Origin of the sequence: Kineosporia sp. R_H_3 (assembly GCF_002198675.1) — a bacterium.
GTDB lineage: Bacteria > Actinomycetota > Actinomycetes > Actinomycetales > Kineosporiaceae > R-H-3.
Genome location: NZ_MWLL01000212.1, coordinates 14,537 through 27,899, shown reverse-complemented (window position 1 = coordinate 27,899; position 13,363 = coordinate 14,537). Strand labels below are relative to the sequence as shown.

Here is a 13,363-nt window from a genome sequence, read left to right as displayed (position 1 = left end):
GGTACCGGTTGAGGCAGCGGTCATCGAGCCGCTGGGGGGCTTGGGCGGGGACCGGCGGGCTGGCGGCGCGGTCGGCGCCGCAGGTGCAGGTGTCGGGCACGGGGTGGCCTCCTGGGTGCTGTTCGGGTGGGCGTCGGCGTAGGCAGTGACGGCGTCCAGGTCGACGCCGTGGCGGGGCAGCGGGATGCCCTCGGTCTCGCACCAGGCGCGGACCTGCGCCGGGGTGACGCCGAGTGCGTGGATCCGGGCACGGAGCTGCTGGGCGGGGTCGGTGCCGTCGCGGCGCACGAGGATCCGGGACCGGTCCCCCGGCGACGACGGCGCGCGGCCAGCGGGCAGGGTGCGGGCCTTCACGAGCACTCCCCCGCGGCGAGCGCCCGCGGGATCACCGGGGCGGTCTGCTGGGTAGTGGCGGGTGCGGGCTGGGACGGGACCTGCGGGCAGCACGTCGCGCAGGTGAACGACGACCGGTCCCGGGAGTCCATGAGCCGCTCGGTGCGCCAGCGGGCCGGGTGCCCGGCCGGGCAGGGCGCGTCGTAGGTGATGCTGCGGGGGCCGAGGACATCCCCGGGCGGGGTGGGCGGCTCGTCGGCGACCTGGTGCATCGCCGCCGGCGGGCGGCCCGCGGCGGCGAGGCGGGCGAACGCCCACGCCGACACCGTCAGCGGCGACGGGGCGGTCACCGGGCACCTGCCGGTGCCAGGACAGGCGCGACGACCAGGCGGTGGCCGAGGTCGCGGACCTTGGCGAGGACGCGCGCACCGCGCCGCTTGCGGTTCTTCCGGTTCTTCCAGACCTCCCAGGCGCAGTACGCCATCCAGCCGGCCATGCCAGCGGAGAGCCCGGCGCGCAGCGTCTGCCCGGTGAGCAGGTAGTGGACGCCGCTGACGAGGTTGCCGACAGCGAACGCCGCGTAGATCGACGCGACGAGGATGTCCGCGGCGTCGGGGTTACGGCGGCGCAGCACGACGTCCGCGAAGACCAGGACGCCGACTGAGGCGATGACGAGGATTGTGGTCATGCTGCTCCCTCCCCGCGGCGCAGCGGCCGCTGCAGGTAGTCCTCGGGCAGGCGGCGGGTGTCCGGGCCGCCCACGTCCTGGCGCGGGACCGCGCCCCGCGTGACCTCCGGTGGGAGGTGACCGATGTGCCACTTCTCCGAGACCTTGCACTGGTACTCCGACATGCCGTTCCGCATCTGCCGGGCCATCGCCTTCGCGATCTTCCGCGTCAGGTAGCCACGCTTCCCGCACTGGCACGACACCCAACGCGTCCACGGCCGGTCGTTCAGCGCGCTCACTCCGGCCACCCCGTCCCGGGCGCGGGCTCCGCGGGTCGGGTGACGACGCCTGCGCCGACCAGGTCAGCGACCTTGAGCGCGAGCTGCAGCTCCTCGTAGAAGGCGACAGCCCGCTCCGGGTGCACGGCGACGTAGACGCCCATGAGGCCCTCGATGACGTCGAACCGCTCGTCGCGGATCGCGGCGAGCATGACCCGCTCCAGCACCTCCGGCGACAGGGCGGCGGCCGGGACGTCGAACCGCTCAGCGGCCACGCCGAGGTCAGCGCCGGCGGTGTCGGTCATGCCGTCACCCCAGCCTCAGCGGCGGCCGCCAGGACCGCCTCGGCGAGCGGCACGAGGTTCGGCGTCGCGTTCGCGGTCTCGACGCAGCCGGCCTCCCGGCGAAGCATCTTGGCGAGCACCCCGGCGAGCGGGCGCATGGTCGCGATGAGGGCGAACGTCGCCCGGACCTGCCGCTCCTGGTCGTCGTCCTCGTCGTAGATCGTGAAGTCGTGCCCGGCGATCCGGTCCGTGCAGCGGTACGACCCGGCGAGACCGTCGCCGTCGGGGTCGACGGCGGCCTCCGTCGCCAGGACGAGGTCGTCGTAGTCCTCGCGGACGAGCCACGGCGCTGGGGTGGCGGCCTTGTCGAGGAGCTCCAGCTTCTCGGCGGCGGCGATGAGCGTCTCGACGGTGGTCACGCCGGAACCGCCACGGTGATGGCGGCCCGGAGGGCGGCCGCGGCAGCCTGCTCGGCCGCGAGCGCCTTCCGGGACTGGGTGATGGCGTCGGTGAGGGCGCCGGTGTGCATGTCGCGGCGGGCGGCTGCCTCGTCGAGGCGGGCCTTGCGGTGCTCGCCGGCCGCGGTGATGAGGTCGTCGACAAGGGCGAGGACTTCGGTGCGGGTCGGTGGCGCGGGCGGTTCCGCGGCGATCCGGTTGAAGCGGACCATGGCGACCGCGGGGCCGACCCCCAGGTCGTCGAGGACGGCCAAGACGGCGCGCACTGCCTCGTCGGACAGGTCGTACAGCTCGGTGAGGTCGTTGTTGTCCAGGTCGTCGAGGACGGCCTGCACGTACTCCTCGCTGTCGATGGGGTTTCCGAGCTGTGCTCGGCTGATCTGCGTGGTGTCGGTCATCGTGGTGTCCTTCCTGGTGGTGACGTGGTCAGTCGTCGTGGTGGGCGGCGTCCGGCGGGTGGTGCGTGTCAGTCGCGGGGTGCAGGGTCGGGGTCGGGTTCGTCGCGGTACGCCTCGGGGTCGCCCGCGAGCAGGCCCAGGAGGGCACGGACGCGGGCCTCGGCCTCCTCGACGGTCGGGGCCGTCGGCGTCTTCCAGTACGTGGCCGCGGTGAGGCCGGTTACGGCGTCGATGAGGTCGGGGTCGGTGACCGTCGACCGGCCACCCGGCTCGTCGTGCTCGAACACGGCCAGCTCGAGGACCCAGCGGACGAGGTGCTCAACCTGGCGGGCGGGAACGGTGACGAGGACATCGGCGGTCATCGGGGCCTCCTCGGCGGGTACAGGGCGGGCGGGACGGCGTAGGGAGCGAGGACGAACCCGCCAGCAGGGGTGAGCAGCCACCAGTCGGCCGGCTCCCCCGGCGGCGCCAGGAACACCGGCGCACGCTCCGGGTCACCCGCCGCCGGGACGATCAGGCCCACGTCCCGGGCCGCCGTCGGGCGGTTGTGGCACCACGCGTGGCACGCCCGGCACAGGTGCACCCCGTTCGACGCCGACCAGGCGCCGCCCTGCGAGCGGGCCTTCCTGTGCGCCCAGTCCGACGCGAGCTCCCCGTCCCCCGTCTCACACCAGCCCCGGGAGCGGGCCGCGACCAGGAGGCGGGCCTGCGACTCGTCGGAGGAGACCGCTGGCCGCGAGCGCGGCAGCGGTGCCCGGCGGGCGAGCGGGCCGGATCGGTTCACGCGGCCTCGTCGGAGTCAGGTGCAGGCTCGGCGGCCGCGTGCTCGTCTGCGGCGGCGAGGCGGTTGGTCTCCCAGTCGGTGAGCTCGTAGCCGGCGGAGCGGATGGCGTCGAGGTAGCGCCGCTCGGAGGAGCCGGCCTTGAGGTTCGGGGAGTCGAGGGACCACTGCCAGCGGGCCCGGAGTCCGTCCTCGGAGGTCGCGGCGAGCACGGCGAGCAGGGCGTTCGGGCCGTCGCGGCGGGCCATGGCGGCCTTGACGCGGTTCTCGAGGGCTTCCGTCCATGCCTGCTCGTCGGCGTAGTTCGAGGTGGCGGGCCGGTCGGAGGTGTCGACGCCGAGCAGCGGGGCGAGGTCCATGGCGCTGACCTCGATGGAGAACTCGGCGGCGAGCTGGGCGACGGCCAGGGCGATCGCGTCCCGGGCGCCGGGGGTGAGGGTGCGACCCCGGCCGGTGCACACCTCGGCGACGAACGCCTGCCGGATGCCGGCCGCGGTCAGGACGTCGGTGTCCTCCTGGGCGTGCTGCTCGGCGAGCGCGGCGCGTTCGGCGTCGCGGGCGGCGCGGGCCTGCTCGTCNGCTCGTCGTCGGCGTCGGTGGGCTCGTCGTCGTCCCCGGCACCGGCCGCGGCGTGGGTGGTGGGCTCCAGGCAGACGTAGCGGGCGAACCCGGCGTTCAGGTAGGCGGCGTGGTGGGGGCAGGTGGCGTGGGCGGCGCGGCGGGCCTCGTCGTCGTCCTCGGGGCTGGAGTCGTCGGTGATCGCGGGGATGGTGTCGTCGTCGAGGACCTGGCCGAGGTTGTGCATCCAGGCGCCCCGCTTGAGGTCGCGGTTGGCCACGACCGGGCAGCCGGCCTCGGCGAGCGCGGTCAGGGTCTGCTCGGTGCGGATGGCGATGTCGCGGGCCTGCTTGGCGGTCTGGAGCTCCCACCGCCAGTTCGGGGTCCCGGCGACCTGCTCGAGTCGGGCGACGACCGCGGGGTCGTCGGCGAACTCCAGGAGCGTCGCGGCCTCCTCGAGGTTCAGCTGGTGGCCGTGGACCTTGTCGCGGGTGGCCTCGGGGAGACGCATCAGGGCGAGGCGGGACGTGACGGTGGCCTTGGAGCGGCCGGTGCGCTGCGCGATCTGCGCTGGCTTCACGCCCGCCATCTCCAGCTGCTGGTAGGCCTCGGCCTCCTCGACAGCGGACAGGTCGGAGCGCATGAGGTTCTCGACGAGCATGGCCGTGACGACGTCGACGTCCTCGGTGATGTCGTGGCGGACGATGCACGGGACCTCGGTGACGCACGCCTGCTGGGCGGCGGCGAGGCGCCGGTGGCCCGCGATGACGACGTAGGTGCCGTCGCCGGCCGGGGCAACGACGAGGGGCTCCAGGACGCCGCGCTCCTCGATGGACGCCGCGAGCTCGGTGACGTCGCCGACGCTGCGGCGCACGTTCCGCGGGTGGCCGGCGAGCGAGGCGACCTCGATGTCGAGGAGCTGCGGGCCGGGCGGTGTTGCGGGCTGGGTCTTCGTCTTCGGGGTCATCTGGTGCTCCTCGGTGGTCAGTCGGGTGGTCAGCGGGCGGCGGCGTCGCTGGGGCGCCACTGCTTGGGGATGGCGCGCTGGTAGCGGCCTTCGAAGGTCATGAGGAAGCCGCCGGAGATGCCGCGGCGGTTCTTCGCGATGAGGAGGCCGAGCTCGTCAGGGCCGGGCTGGTCGGCGCTGGTGGTGCCTGCGCCGTTGGCGAGGGAGACCTCGAGGTTGCGATGGAGGAGGATGACGTTGTCGCTGTCCTGCTCGATGGACCCGGACTCGCGGAGGTCGGTCAGGACAGGCGGCCGGCCGGTCTTCTCGCCGTCGCGGGACAGCTGGGCGAGCAGGATGATCGGGGTCTCCAGGCCGAGGGCGATCTTCTTTAGGCCGCGCATGATGGCGGCGACCTGCTGCTCGCGGGGGATGCCACGGGTCTCGGCGGGGGTGACGAGCTGCAGGTAGTCGACGACCCAGAGGGCGCAGGCGCCGCGGCGGCGCTGGACGCGGCGGATGTCTGAGCGGATCGACGCGACGGACGCGTAGTCGCGGTTGGGGATGATGAGCCCTGACTCGCGGACCTTCTCGGCGGCCTTGGACACGGCACGCCACTCCTGCTCCGTCAGCGGCTCCTTCGGGGCCTTGAGGAGCCGGGAGTAGTCCACGGCCCCGATCGCGGCGTAGGCGCGCAGCAGGAGGTCCTCGCGGGCCATCTCCAGGCTGGTGTACCCGACGGGCTGCCCGGACTCGAGGGCGACGTTGAGGGCGATCTGGAGACCGACGACGGTCTTCCCGACCGCGGGGCGGGCGCCGATGGTGGTGATGGTCTTCTTGCGGAGGCCGCCGTTGAGCCGCTGGTCCAGCTCGACGAGGCCCGTGGGCAGCGCGGGGGCGCGGCCGTTCTGCAGCTCGTCGATGGTCAGGTCGATCGCTTCGCCGAGGTCGTCGTCGCCGGTGCCGAGGTGCCGGCCGTCCGCGACCGCGGCGATCTCGGCCGCGGCGAGGTCCAGGGCCTCGTCGACGTCGTGCCGGCCCGACGTCGAGGCGATCTGCCGGGCCTTCACCGCGGCGGCGTCCAGGCGGCGCAGGGTGGCGTCCGCGGTGATCTCGGTGGCGTACTTCGGGGCCGCCCACGCCGACGACACCTGCGACACCAGGGTGTGGAGGTAGGCGTGGCCGCCGACCCGGGCCAGGCTCCCCCGGGCCGTGAGCTCGTTCGCCACAGCCATCGGGTCGACGCGGTCCCGCCGCTCGGCGAGCGCGTCGATGGCCTCCCAGATCTCCTCGTGCGGGGGCCGGTAGAAGTCGGCGCCGGCCAGGCCGGTCTCGAGGACGGCGTCGCGGACGGCCGGGCCGCCGGTGATGAGGGAGCCGAGGACGAACTGCTCGAGGGCGGCGTCGTGGCGGGTGCCGGCCGTGGGGGCGTCGGGGCCGCCGTCGACGTAGGGGTCGACGACGTGCAGGTCGGCGGTCATGCGCCGGCGCCGTTCATGAACTCCCAGCCGCGGACGGCCTGGGCGGGCCGCCCGGTCGCTGGGGCCGCGCCGGCGCGCTCGACTGCGGTGTGGATCCAGTTCCGCCAGGTCGCGTTCCAGTCGCGCTTGAGGCCGCGCTGGCCGGGGGCGGCGAGGAAGTGGTTGGCGAACTTCTCGTGCTCGCGGCGCCACCACTCGTCCGGGAGGCCGGGGTACTCCTGGCGCATCGCGGTGCGGACGTCGGCGTCCGGGACCCAGCCTTCGGGCAGCCGGGACCCGCGAGCGCGGGTGGTCTTGGTGGTGGTTGTCGTGGCCTCGTCAGAGGCTTCCGGGTCGGCGTCCGCAGCTTGCTGCGGCGCGCAATCGGTTAGTTGGTGGTTCCTCTGTTGGTTCTTAATGGTTTGGGTGTCGCTGGCGACACCCCTCCCCTGTCGTGTGCGACACCCCTGGGGTGTCGTCTGCGACAGGGGTGGGGTGTCGTTTCCGACAGGGGTGTCGTCTGCGACAGGGGTGTCGTCTGCGACATCCCCCATTCGGTGGGCCCACGCGCGTGCCGAGATCGGGGTGACAGACGCCATCCGATGCCTGGGTGCCCCCGAGCACCCGACCGGGCACTCGACGAGCACCCGGTACATCGACGACTTCCCCGGGCGCTGCACCTCTTCGAGCTCGCCCGCGGCGACGCACTTGCGGATGGCCTTCTGGACGTTGCGGGCGGTCACGTTCGAGTACCGCGCCAGGGTCGCGATGGCCGGCCAGGACCCGCCGTCGCTCTCGTGGTTCGCGATCCCGAGCATGATGACCTTCTCCGTGCCGGACATCTGCGAGTGGTGCAGGACGACAGCCAGGTGTTCGACGCTCATGCGTCTCGGTTCCTCCTCTCCGGGGTGGTCGGGGCAGGTCAGGCCGCGAGCGCGGGCGGCGGGACCTGGGCCGCGAGGTCGATGACGGCGGGCTGCTTGCGCCCGGCGGCCGGGCGCCGGCGGACGGCGACCTCGTCGGCGGTGACGCGGCGAGCGCCCTCGGGCTGCCAGGCGGGAATCGCGACGTAGCCGTGGCGCCAGCGCAGGTGGTAGCGGACGCGGGTGATGACCCAGTGCATGCTCCGTGTGGGCTGCGGGAGGCTCGGCTTGGTCGCACAGCGGGCACGTCCACGAGACCCAGCCCCCGCGGCCGATGGTGACGGTCGCGCGCTGGCGCGTCGGGTCGGTGTCGAGCGGGGTCACTTCGGGTCTCCCTGGCTGGAGCGGCCGCCTGCGATGGCGGCGCGGGTGATGTCGAGCGCGATGGTGATGCGGTCCGCGGTGGGGCCGCCGCCGGCGATGTCCCAGGCGGAGCGGCAGTGGTTGAGGTCGGCGTTGTGTCGGGCGCCGCGGTTGGTGCCGTGCTGCCGCTCGGCGGCGGTGACCAAGGCATCGGGGTAGGTGCGGAGCAGGTGCTGGCCGTGCTTCGCCGGGGGGACGCGGACGAGGCGGGCGAGGGGGTGGAGGGCGACGGTGAGCTCGATGTAGGCGAGGGCCTTGGCCGCGCCGGCGAGGTGGCGGGGCTGGACGAGACGCTGGCTGCCGTCCGCGGACTTCACGCGGCCGCCGGGGGCGGTGAGGTCCTCGACGGCCACCCGGACGGGCTCGTGGCCGTCGACGGCCCAGACTCGGCCCACGACGTCCGTGACGGCCGCGGCGAGCGCCATGCCGTAGCGGGGGCCGACCTGGATGCCGCGCTTGGCGTCGGCGGTGGCCTCGTCGTGGTCGCGGTGGACGATCGTGTGGAACATGAGGGTCGGGCCGCGGCGGACCACGATGCCGGTGTCGTTGTAGCCGGGGTCGATGCCGACCCAGGCGCGGCCGCCGGTCACCGGCGGCCGCCGCTGTAGTGCTGCTCGCGGCGGGGCGAGTCGGTGCACTGGCGGCAGGTGCATTCGGCGCCGTCGCCGAGGGCGGCGCGGAGGTCCTCGACCCAGGTGGGCAGCGGCAGGGGCTCTTCCCATCGGCGGGCCTGGTGCCAGCCGCCGCGGGCGACGTTGATGGCGTCCTGGACGAGGGCCAGGTCGGGCCGGGACCAGAGGTCGCCGGGCGAGGGCGGCTGGTAGGTCGGGGAGAGGACGGCGGCCTTGCCTTCGTCGGTGAGCCAGCCGAGCCAGGTCTTCTCGACGACGCCGGACTTCTCGTGGACGAGGCCGAGGGCGGCGAGCTGCTCGAGGGTGCGGCGGTGCCGGGCCTCGAAGGTCCAGACGGACCAACCCTCGCGCCAGCGGGCGGCGAGCACCTCCATGACGAGGTTCTGGGTCGGGGTGAGCGTGAGCTCGTCGGCGGTGGTCATCGGGCACCGCCGTCGGTGACGTCGATGACGCCGGCGAGCGCGGCGAGGTCGTCGTTGGCCTGGAGCCAGAGGTGGGCGTCGAGGAGGTCGTCGTTAGTGATGGCGAGGCCGTTGGGGTGCTCTTCGAGGGCCTCGGCGGGGACGAGCTCGATGACGATGTGGGCGCCGGCGGCCCTGAGGAGCAGTGCGCGGGTCTCATCGCTCGCCGCGGAGCGGATGGTGCGCCGGGTGCACTGGGGGCAGGTGAAGCCGTACCAGGAGAGGTGCAGGGCGTTGCGGAAGATGACGACCTCGGCGGACGTCGCGGGGACGTCGATGTCGCTGCAGTAGACGCAGGTGGCCTTGAGGATCGTGACCGGCGGCGGGGGCGGTGTCGGGGTGCTGAGGGTGGCTGGTGAGGGCTCCTCTGCGGGCTCGTGGTCTTCGTAGCCGCCCATCGGGTCTTCGGACCACTCGTCGAGGGCGGGGCGCATGGCGTCCTGGATGAACGGCTCCGGTGCGGGCCGGGCCCACTGCGGGTCGAGGCAGCGGACCACGAGGGTGGCGGCGGAGTGGAGGAGGGCGTCGTAGGCGGCGAGCGCGATGCGGATGAGTGCGAGGCGCTTCATGCTGCGCCACCTCCTGTGACGGTCGAGGGGACGGCGATGGGGACGATGTCGGTGGCGGGGTCGCCGGGGTGGACGTCGATGAGCCGGGCGCCGGCGGCGTTGAGGCGGGCCACGTAGGCGAGGGAGACGCCTGCGGTGCCGGTGACGGCGGGGAGGACGACGGCGATGCTGCAGTCGCCGACCGGGCACGGGCCGGTGACGGTCCAGGACGAGACGGTCGGGGTGACGCGCCGGGCGATGAGCACCGTGGCCGCAGGGGCGGCCTGGACGCCGTGGACGGGGCACGAGATGCCGAGGGTCACGGTCTTGGTGGGGGCCTTCACGCTGCTGCCCTCCGGTCCGCGAGGCGGTAGAGGCGCATCGGCTTGCCGCTGTTCCGGCCACGGGTGTCGGCGTTCCAGCCCCAGCCGGTGGCCTCGAGGGCGCCGGCGCAGCGCAGGGCGCTGTAGGTGGCGGACAGGACCTGCGGGGTGACGTCGAGGCCATGGTCGTTGGTGAGGGCACCGCGGACCCGGTTCGGGTCGACCGCTCCCCCGTTGGCGTCGGCGTCCGCGACGATCGCGGCGACGACCCTGCGGCGGTCCTCGGCGTGCACCGGGTCGCCAGCGATGACGGCGAGCAGCTGCGTGGTCTGCTCGTCCTGGCGGCCAGCCACCGGGCTGGCAGCGAGGAGGTCCAGGAGGTCGGTCTGCTCGCTCACGCTGTCCTCCTCTGGCTGGTGGTGTCGCTGCCGTCGAGGCGGCTCTCGGCGCGGGCCGTGACCCGGCTGATGCGCTTGACGAAGCTGATGGGCTCGTGGCGGGCGTGGATGACGCGGCCCTCGGTGTCGAGGTCGGTGTCGCAGCCGACCGCCAGGGCGTCGCTGCCGGTCGTGACCGGGCACGGGCCCGGCCAGACCTGCTCCCCCACGGCGCCGATCTGGAACACCGCGGCGAGCCGGGCGTCGGCGAGCGCCTTCGTGTCTGCGGCGTCGTGGATGGCGACGAGCAGCGCGACGGGGTCGACGATGCGCCGCTCGAGGTGCCGCAGCGCCGCCGCGCGGGCGGCGGTCGACAGCATCAGACGGGTCGGGCCGCCGGTCATGCCGCGCCGCCGGCGTGGTCGTGTGCGGCGTAGAGGCTGTCGTGGACGGCGGTCTCGTAGCCCGAGCACCACTGGCAGTCCTGGGTGTTGTGCTTCGTGAGCGGCGCGGTTGCCGTGCGGTCAGCCACGGGGACGGCCAGGGCACGCCTCATCTGCCCGCTCGACTGCTTGAGGCGCGCCAGCAGGGCGTCCCGCTCCTCTGCCGCGGTCGGGTACTTCGCCGGGTCGTCGGCCTGACGAACCAGGACCACCAGCTGGCGGGCGATCTCCGAGACGAGGTCCGCCTCCCGCTGTGCCGCGAACCGAACGGCAGCGGCCTCGGTGGCGAGCGCGTGGACGTGGCTGTGGCTCAGGAACTCGGCGACAAGGGCCGACACGCTGGCGGTCACTTCGTCGACCGTCTTCGGCCCGGTCACGGGGTCACGCACCCGACGCGGTCACGCGGGCACGGCTCGGCGGGCCTGATGCTCGGCATGACCAGCGTGACCACGAGGGCCGCTATGGCTGCGACGGCGAGCAGGGCGGCCACCATGGCGCGGTCGCTCACCGGGTCAACCCCGGCAGGTCGAAGAGCGGGACGTCGAAGGGGCTGACCTTTGAGTCGACTGCGGGCTGCTCGACGACCGGAGCAGCGGCACGCGCCCGGGACTCGACGAACGACCGGTAGACGCCCTGCTCGTTCGTCATGGCGCCGATCCAGGCGTTGGCCTTGGCCCTGCACTCCTCGCGGTCACAGACGACCGTCGAGGCGTGCGCCAGTTCGTTGGAGTAGGCGTCCCGCTGGGAGGCGTTGCAGATCGTTCCGGTCGCCTTGTGCTTCTCGGTGAACTTCATCGCGTGCCTCCTGCGACCTGGGCGAGACGCTCGTCGGAGCGCTGAGGGCGCAGCCCGTCGAGGACAGCGATCCGGCCGGCTGCGAGCGCCCGGCGGATGGTGCGGGCGTGGTCGATGGGTGTGGCGTTGCGGGCGTGCCGGGCGGGTGCGAGGCCGGCGGCACGGCGGCGGGCCTTGGTGATGGTCGAAGCGGTCTGTGCGGCGCCGATGACGACGCCGAAGGCGACGACCGCGGTGCAGAACAGCACTGGCAGGACGTGGGTGAGGAGCGCGCTCATCGGGGGTCGTCCTCCTGGATCGTGACGATCGGGCTGGTCATGTCGTCGGGGGTGAGCTGGCCGGCGTGCCAGGCCAGGGCGGTGACGGCGTGCCGCTGCGGGTCGAGGTCGCGCGGGACGCCCTGCTGGTAGGTGCCGGTGGCGTGCCGCCAGCCGACGCGGTCGACGAGGACGGCTGGGGCGAGGCAGGTGTCGCACCACGGGAAGGCGAGGCCGTGCCAGTGGTCCCGGAACTTCGCGGTCGCGGTGACGGCGAGGGGCTGGACCTGGGCGACGGTGGCGTCGAGCTCGGCCGCACGGGACGGCGATGGGATGCTCGCGTTGACCTGGCGGATGTAGCCGGGGGCGAGGGGGTCGCCGAGGACGGGGCCGTTCACCGGGGGTCCTCGGGGGCGACGTCGTCGAGGTCGGCGAACACGAGGGGGCGGACCGAGTAGCCGTCCCGCGCCGCCTCACCAGCGGTGCGCAGCGCCTCGTCCCGGAGGAGGGTGACGAGTCGGACCCGGTCGTTCGCGTCGAGGACAGCCCAGGCGACAGCGGCAGGTGCGGCGGCGGGCCACACGGAGTGGCCAGCCTGTCGGCGGACGTCGGCGAGCGCGAGTGTCGCGTGGGCGTGCGCCAGGTTGATCTGTGCGGCGAGGACGGACTGGAACTGCTGCGCGTTCTGGTGCGGGAGGATCGCGCCCTGGGCGGCGTCCGAGGCTGCGCGGACGGCCTCGATGAGCTGCTCGGCCTGGGCGTAGTGCTCCTCGCCGGTCACGCGGTCACGTCCAGGGTGGTGGCGACCTCGTCGAGGGCGCGGATCTCGGCGATGAGGCGGGCTGCGGCCTCGGGGGTGAGGTCGTCGGCGAGGCGGCCGCGGCCGACGAGGACGACGGGGACGTCGCAGACGAGGCCGCGCCAGGTGTGCAGGTTCGGGGTCCGCGTGGGGTACGGGGTGACGCCGAGGATCGCGGCGACCTCGCGGGCGGTGTCGGGGTCGTTGATGGTGACGGTGGCGAGGCCGAACTCCCAGACGAGCTGGACGAGGACCCGCTCGGGGATGTTGACCTCGCGGCGCCGCTGGACCGCGGAGCCGACCTCGCTGTAGGCCAGGGCGGCGGCGGTGATGCGGCGGGACAGGTGCTCGGCGGTGGCGAGACCGTCGGCGCCGGCGACGCCGTGCGTCACGGTGCTGGTGTACGTGCTGGTGCTCATGTCATCCTCAAGGGGTTCGTGGGACGCGCTTCTGGTCAGTCGGGCGTCCACGGGCGGTGAGCGGGCCCGGCCTTGTGCCGGGCCTGCTGCGTTCCTGGCTGGTGTTCAGGCGGCCTCGTTGCTGGCGGCCGGTGCTGCGGGTGGCGCGGTGGTCTCGGGTGTCGGTGGGGTGACGGGGCCGAGGAGGACCGCGAGCCGGTCGGCGGTGCGGGCGGTCATGGGTGGTGCCGCGGCGACGGCCCGGGCGACGGCGGCTGCGAGCCGGTCGTGGGTGTCGGCGCGGGCCATCACGCGACCTGGGTGTCGGGGACGACGCGGTTCTTCGCGATGTAGTCGCTGAGGAACCGCTCGAGGTCTGCCGGGTGCACGCGGACGGTGTTGCGGCCGTCGACGCGGACGGCGGCGAGCTGGCCCTCACGGACGAGGGTCACGATCCGGCGGGCGGGCCACTGGGTGGAGAGGACCTTGTTGATGCGCTCAGCGGCCTCGTCGGGCGTGAGCAGGACGTCCGAGACGGGCGCGGTGGGCGTGCGACGAGTGGCCATGAGTCACCTCCTTGGGGTGATGTAGCGGTCGGGGTCGGTGTCGAGGACCGCGGCAGCGAGTTCGGCGACGTGCTCGGTGATCCGGCGGTTGCCGTTCTCGAGGCTGCGGATGTGGGACCGTGATCGGCCGATCAGTTCCGCGAAGGTGCTGGGGTCGATCCCCGCTGCTTCGCGGTCTGCTCGCAGGCGTCGTCCAGCGTCTTGCTGAGTGCCGAATTCTGCCGTGCTCACGACCTCAATGTTCGGCACTCGATCGCGTGAAGTCAAGTCAAGTTCGGCATGTTCGGTACGATGATTGCCGAAGTTAGGCCGTTC

Annotated in this window: 28 protein-coding genes and 1 pseudogene; all 29 read right to left on the bottom strand. The window is 73.5% G+C overall.

What is annotated here, in order from left to right:
- A pseudogene (locus tag ECOMGDLI_RS26730) lies at positions 1-354 on the bottom strand (hypothetical protein); the annotation flags it as partial.
- Positions 351-683 (bottom strand): hypothetical protein, encoded by a 333-nt coding sequence (locus ECOMGDLI_RS34095; protein WP_143447963.1) that lies wholly within the window; start codon positions 681-683, stop codon positions 351-353. The pseudogene ECOMGDLI_RS26730 and the gene ECOMGDLI_RS34095, both read right to left, overlap by 4 nt.
- On the bottom strand, positions 680-1,021 hold the full coding sequence (locus ECOMGDLI_RS26720) for a hypothetical protein (RefSeq protein WP_088319886.1): 342 nt from the start codon (positions 1,019-1,021) through the stop codon (positions 680-682). Before ECOMGDLI_RS26720 ends, ECOMGDLI_RS34095 begins: the two co-directional genes overlap by 4 nt.
- A complete protein-coding gene (locus ECOMGDLI_RS26715; protein WP_088319885.1) occupies positions 1,018-1,299 on the bottom strand; it encodes a hypothetical protein in 282 nt (93 codons plus the stop codon). The genes ECOMGDLI_RS26720 and ECOMGDLI_RS26715 overlap by 4 nt, the downstream gene beginning before the upstream one ends.
- A complete protein-coding gene (locus tag ECOMGDLI_RS26710) occupies positions 1,296-1,583 on the bottom strand; it encodes a hypothetical protein (RefSeq protein WP_088319884.1) in 288 nt (95 codons plus the stop codon). Before ECOMGDLI_RS26710 ends, ECOMGDLI_RS26715 begins: the two co-directional genes overlap by 4 nt.
- Positions 1,580-1,981 (bottom strand): hypothetical protein, encoded by a 402-nt coding sequence (locus ECOMGDLI_RS26705; protein ID WP_088319883.1) that lies wholly within the window; start codon positions 1,979-1,981, stop codon positions 1,580-1,582. Before ECOMGDLI_RS26705 ends, ECOMGDLI_RS26710 begins: the two co-directional genes overlap by 4 nt.
- A complete protein-coding gene (locus tag ECOMGDLI_RS26700; protein WP_088319882.1) occupies positions 1,978-2,418 on the bottom strand; it encodes a hypothetical protein in 441 nt (146 codons plus the stop codon). The genes ECOMGDLI_RS26705 and ECOMGDLI_RS26700 overlap by 4 nt, the downstream gene beginning before the upstream one ends.
- 68 nt (positions 2,419-2,486) lie before the next feature.
- Entirely contained in the window at positions 2,487-2,780 is a 294-nt protein-coding gene (locus tag ECOMGDLI_RS26695) for a hypothetical protein (RefSeq protein WP_088319881.1), read from the bottom strand.
- On the bottom strand, positions 2,777-3,202 hold the full coding sequence (locus tag ECOMGDLI_RS26690) for an HNH endonuclease (protein WP_088319880.1): 426 nt from the start codon (positions 3,200-3,202) through the stop codon (positions 2,777-2,779). Before ECOMGDLI_RS26690 ends, ECOMGDLI_RS26695 begins: the two co-directional genes overlap by 4 nt.
- 576 nt (positions 3,203-3,778) lie before the next feature.
- Positions 3,779-4,724 (bottom strand): ParB/RepB/Spo0J family partition protein (locus tag ECOMGDLI_RS37045; RefSeq protein WP_369812793.1); only part of this gene is annotated, 946 nt, incomplete at its 3' end.
- Between the two features lie 29 nt (positions 4,725-4,753).
- Positions 4,754-6,184, bottom strand: a complete 1,431-nt coding sequence (locus ECOMGDLI_RS26675) for a DnaB-like helicase C-terminal domain-containing protein (protein ID WP_088319877.1) — start codon at positions 6,182-6,184, stop codon at positions 4,754-4,756.
- On the bottom strand, positions 6,181-7,047 hold the full coding sequence (locus ECOMGDLI_RS26670) for a helix-turn-helix domain-containing protein (RefSeq protein ID WP_088319876.1): 867 nt from the start codon (positions 7,045-7,047) through the stop codon (positions 6,181-6,183). Before ECOMGDLI_RS26670 ends, ECOMGDLI_RS26675 begins: the two co-directional genes overlap by 4 nt.
- A 38-nt stretch (positions 7,048-7,085) precedes the next feature.
- Positions 7,086-7,286 carry a hypothetical protein gene (locus ECOMGDLI_RS26665; RefSeq protein WP_088319875.1) on the bottom strand — a complete coding sequence of 67 codons (201 nt, stop codon included), beginning with the start codon at positions 7,284-7,286 and terminating at the stop codon, positions 7,086-7,088.
- 120 nt (positions 7,287-7,406) lie between these two features.
- The gene (locus tag ECOMGDLI_RS26660; protein ID WP_088319874.1) at positions 7,407-8,039 is read right to left on the bottom strand and encodes a hypothetical protein; all 633 of its coding nucleotides are present in this window, start codon (positions 8,037-8,039) and stop codon (positions 7,407-7,409) included.
- Complete coding sequence (locus tag ECOMGDLI_RS26655; RefSeq protein ID WP_088319873.1) at positions 8,036-8,503, bottom strand: hypothetical protein; 468 nt, start codon at positions 8,501-8,503, stop codon at positions 8,036-8,038. The genes ECOMGDLI_RS26660 and ECOMGDLI_RS26655 overlap by 4 nt, the downstream gene beginning before the upstream one ends.
- Complete coding sequence (locus tag ECOMGDLI_RS26650) at positions 8,500-9,111, bottom strand: hypothetical protein (protein WP_088319872.1); 612 nt, start codon at positions 9,109-9,111, stop codon at positions 8,500-8,502. Before ECOMGDLI_RS26650 ends, ECOMGDLI_RS26655 begins: the two co-directional genes overlap by 4 nt.
- Positions 9,108-9,434 (bottom strand): hypothetical protein, encoded by a 327-nt coding sequence (locus ECOMGDLI_RS26645; RefSeq protein ID WP_088319871.1) that lies wholly within the window; start codon positions 9,432-9,434, stop codon positions 9,108-9,110. Before ECOMGDLI_RS26645 ends, ECOMGDLI_RS26650 begins: the two co-directional genes overlap by 4 nt.
- Positions 9,431-9,811: a hypothetical protein gene (locus ECOMGDLI_RS26640; protein WP_088319870.1), complete on the bottom strand. Its 381-nt coding sequence runs from the start codon at positions 9,809-9,811 to the stop codon at positions 9,431-9,433. The genes ECOMGDLI_RS26645 and ECOMGDLI_RS26640 overlap by 4 nt, the downstream gene beginning before the upstream one ends.
- Complete coding sequence (locus ECOMGDLI_RS26635; RefSeq protein ID WP_143447962.1) at positions 9,808-10,170, bottom strand: hypothetical protein; 363 nt, start codon at positions 10,168-10,170, stop codon at positions 9,808-9,810. Before ECOMGDLI_RS26635 ends, ECOMGDLI_RS26640 begins: the two co-directional genes overlap by 4 nt.
- 20 nt (positions 10,171-10,190) lie before the next feature.
- Complete coding sequence (locus ECOMGDLI_RS26630; protein ID WP_088319868.1) at positions 10,191-10,610, bottom strand: hypothetical protein; 420 nt, start codon at positions 10,608-10,610, stop codon at positions 10,191-10,193.
- Entirely contained in the window at positions 10,607-10,741 is a 135-nt protein-coding gene (locus ECOMGDLI_RS36350) for a hypothetical protein (RefSeq protein ID WP_255396029.1), read from the bottom strand. Before ECOMGDLI_RS36350 ends, ECOMGDLI_RS26630 begins: the two co-directional genes overlap by 4 nt.
- Positions 10,738-11,028: a hypothetical protein gene (locus tag ECOMGDLI_RS26625; protein WP_088319867.1), complete on the bottom strand. Its 291-nt coding sequence runs from the start codon at positions 11,026-11,028 to the stop codon at positions 10,738-10,740. The genes ECOMGDLI_RS36350 and ECOMGDLI_RS26625 overlap by 4 nt, the downstream gene beginning before the upstream one ends.
- Complete coding sequence (locus ECOMGDLI_RS26620) at positions 11,025-11,306, bottom strand: hypothetical protein (RefSeq protein WP_088319866.1); 282 nt, start codon at positions 11,304-11,306, stop codon at positions 11,025-11,027. Before ECOMGDLI_RS26620 ends, ECOMGDLI_RS26625 begins: the two co-directional genes overlap by 4 nt.
- Positions 11,303-11,683: a hypothetical protein gene (locus ECOMGDLI_RS26615; RefSeq protein ID WP_088319865.1), complete on the bottom strand. Its 381-nt coding sequence runs from the start codon at positions 11,681-11,683 to the stop codon at positions 11,303-11,305. Before ECOMGDLI_RS26615 ends, ECOMGDLI_RS26620 begins: the two co-directional genes overlap by 4 nt.
- The gene (locus tag ECOMGDLI_RS26610; protein ID WP_088319864.1) at positions 11,680-12,066 is read right to left on the bottom strand and encodes a hypothetical protein; all 387 of its coding nucleotides are present in this window, start codon (positions 12,064-12,066) and stop codon (positions 11,680-11,682) included. The genes ECOMGDLI_RS26615 and ECOMGDLI_RS26610 overlap by 4 nt, the downstream gene beginning before the upstream one ends.
- The gene (locus tag ECOMGDLI_RS26605) at positions 12,063-12,503 is read right to left on the bottom strand and encodes a hypothetical protein (protein ID WP_088319863.1); all 441 of its coding nucleotides are present in this window, start codon (positions 12,501-12,503) and stop codon (positions 12,063-12,065) included. Before ECOMGDLI_RS26605 ends, ECOMGDLI_RS26610 begins: the two co-directional genes overlap by 4 nt.
- 105 nt (positions 12,504-12,608) lie before the next feature.
- Positions 12,609-12,791 (bottom strand): hypothetical protein, encoded by a 183-nt coding sequence (locus ECOMGDLI_RS26600; protein ID WP_088319862.1) that lies wholly within the window; start codon positions 12,789-12,791, stop codon positions 12,609-12,611.
- A complete protein-coding gene (locus tag ECOMGDLI_RS26595; RefSeq protein ID WP_088319861.1) occupies positions 12,791-13,048 on the bottom strand; it encodes a helix-turn-helix domain-containing protein in 258 nt (85 codons plus the stop codon). The genes ECOMGDLI_RS26600 and ECOMGDLI_RS26595 overlap by 1 nt, the downstream gene beginning before the upstream one ends.
- A 3-nt stretch (positions 13,049-13,051) precedes the next feature.
- Positions 13,052-13,279 carry a helix-turn-helix transcriptional regulator gene (locus tag ECOMGDLI_RS26590; protein WP_158221170.1) on the bottom strand — a complete coding sequence of 76 codons (228 nt, stop codon included), beginning with the start codon at positions 13,277-13,279 and terminating at the stop codon, positions 13,052-13,054.
- Positions 13,280-13,363 lie beyond the last annotated feature (84 nt).

Bases quoted from the DNA above. Each gene is read 5' to 3' on its own strand.
- ECOMGDLI_RS26720 (WP_088319886.1), bottom strand. From the start codon at position 1,021: ATGACCACAATCCTCGTCATCGCCTCAGTCGGCGTCCTGGTCTTCGCG.
- ECOMGDLI_RS26710 (WP_088319884.1), bottom strand. From the start codon at position 1,583: ATGACCGACACCGCCGGCGCTGACCTCGGCGTGGCCGCTGAGCGGTTC.
- ECOMGDLI_RS26700 (WP_088319882.1), bottom strand. From the start codon at position 2,418: ATGACCGACACCACGCAGATCAGCCGAGCACAGCTCGGAAACCCCATC.
- ECOMGDLI_RS26695 (WP_088319881.1), bottom strand. From the start codon at position 2,780: ATGACCGCCGATGTCCTCGTCACCGTTCCCGCCCGCCAGGTTGAGCAC.
- ECOMGDLI_RS26675 (WP_088319877.1), bottom strand. From the start codon at position 6,184: ATGACCGCCGACCTGCACGTCGTCGACCCCTACGTCGACGGCGGCCCC.
- ECOMGDLI_RS26670 (WP_088319876.1), bottom strand. From the start codon at position 7,047: ATGAGCGTCGAACACCTGGCTGTCGTCCTGCACCACTCGCAGATGTCC.
- ECOMGDLI_RS26665 (WP_088319875.1), bottom strand. From the start codon at position 7,286: ATGCACTGGGTCATCACCCGCGTCCGCTACCACCTGCGCTGGCGCCAC.
- ECOMGDLI_RS26655 (WP_088319873.1), bottom strand. From the start codon at position 8,503: ATGACCACCGCCGACGAGCTCACGCTCACCCCGACCCAGAACCTCGTC.
- ECOMGDLI_RS26650 (WP_088319872.1), bottom strand. From the start codon at position 9,111: ATGAAGCGCCTCGCACTCATCCGCATCGCGCTCGCCGCCTACGACGCC.
- ECOMGDLI_RS26635 (WP_143447962.1), bottom strand. From the start codon at position 10,170: ATGCTGTCGACCGCCGCCCGCGCGGCGGCGCTGCGGCACCTCGAGCGG.
- ECOMGDLI_RS26625 (WP_088319867.1), bottom strand. From the start codon at position 11,028: ATGAAGTTCACCGAGAAGCACAAGGCGACCGGAACGATCTGCAACGCC.
- ECOMGDLI_RS26620 (WP_088319866.1), bottom strand. From the start codon at position 11,306: ATGAGCGCGCTCCTCACCCACGTCCTGCCAGTGCTGTTCTGCACCGCG.
- ECOMGDLI_RS26605 (WP_088319863.1), bottom strand. From the start codon at position 12,503: ATGAGCACCAGCACGTACACCAGCACCGTGACGCACGGCGTCGCCGGC.
- ECOMGDLI_RS26600 (WP_088319862.1), bottom strand. From the start codon at position 12,791: ATGGCCCGCGCCGACACCCACGACCGGCTCGCAGCCGCCGTCGCCCGG.
- ECOMGDLI_RS26595 (WP_088319861.1), bottom strand. From the start codon at position 13,048: ATGGCCACTCGTCGCACGCCCACCGCGCCCGTCTCGGACGTCCTGCTC.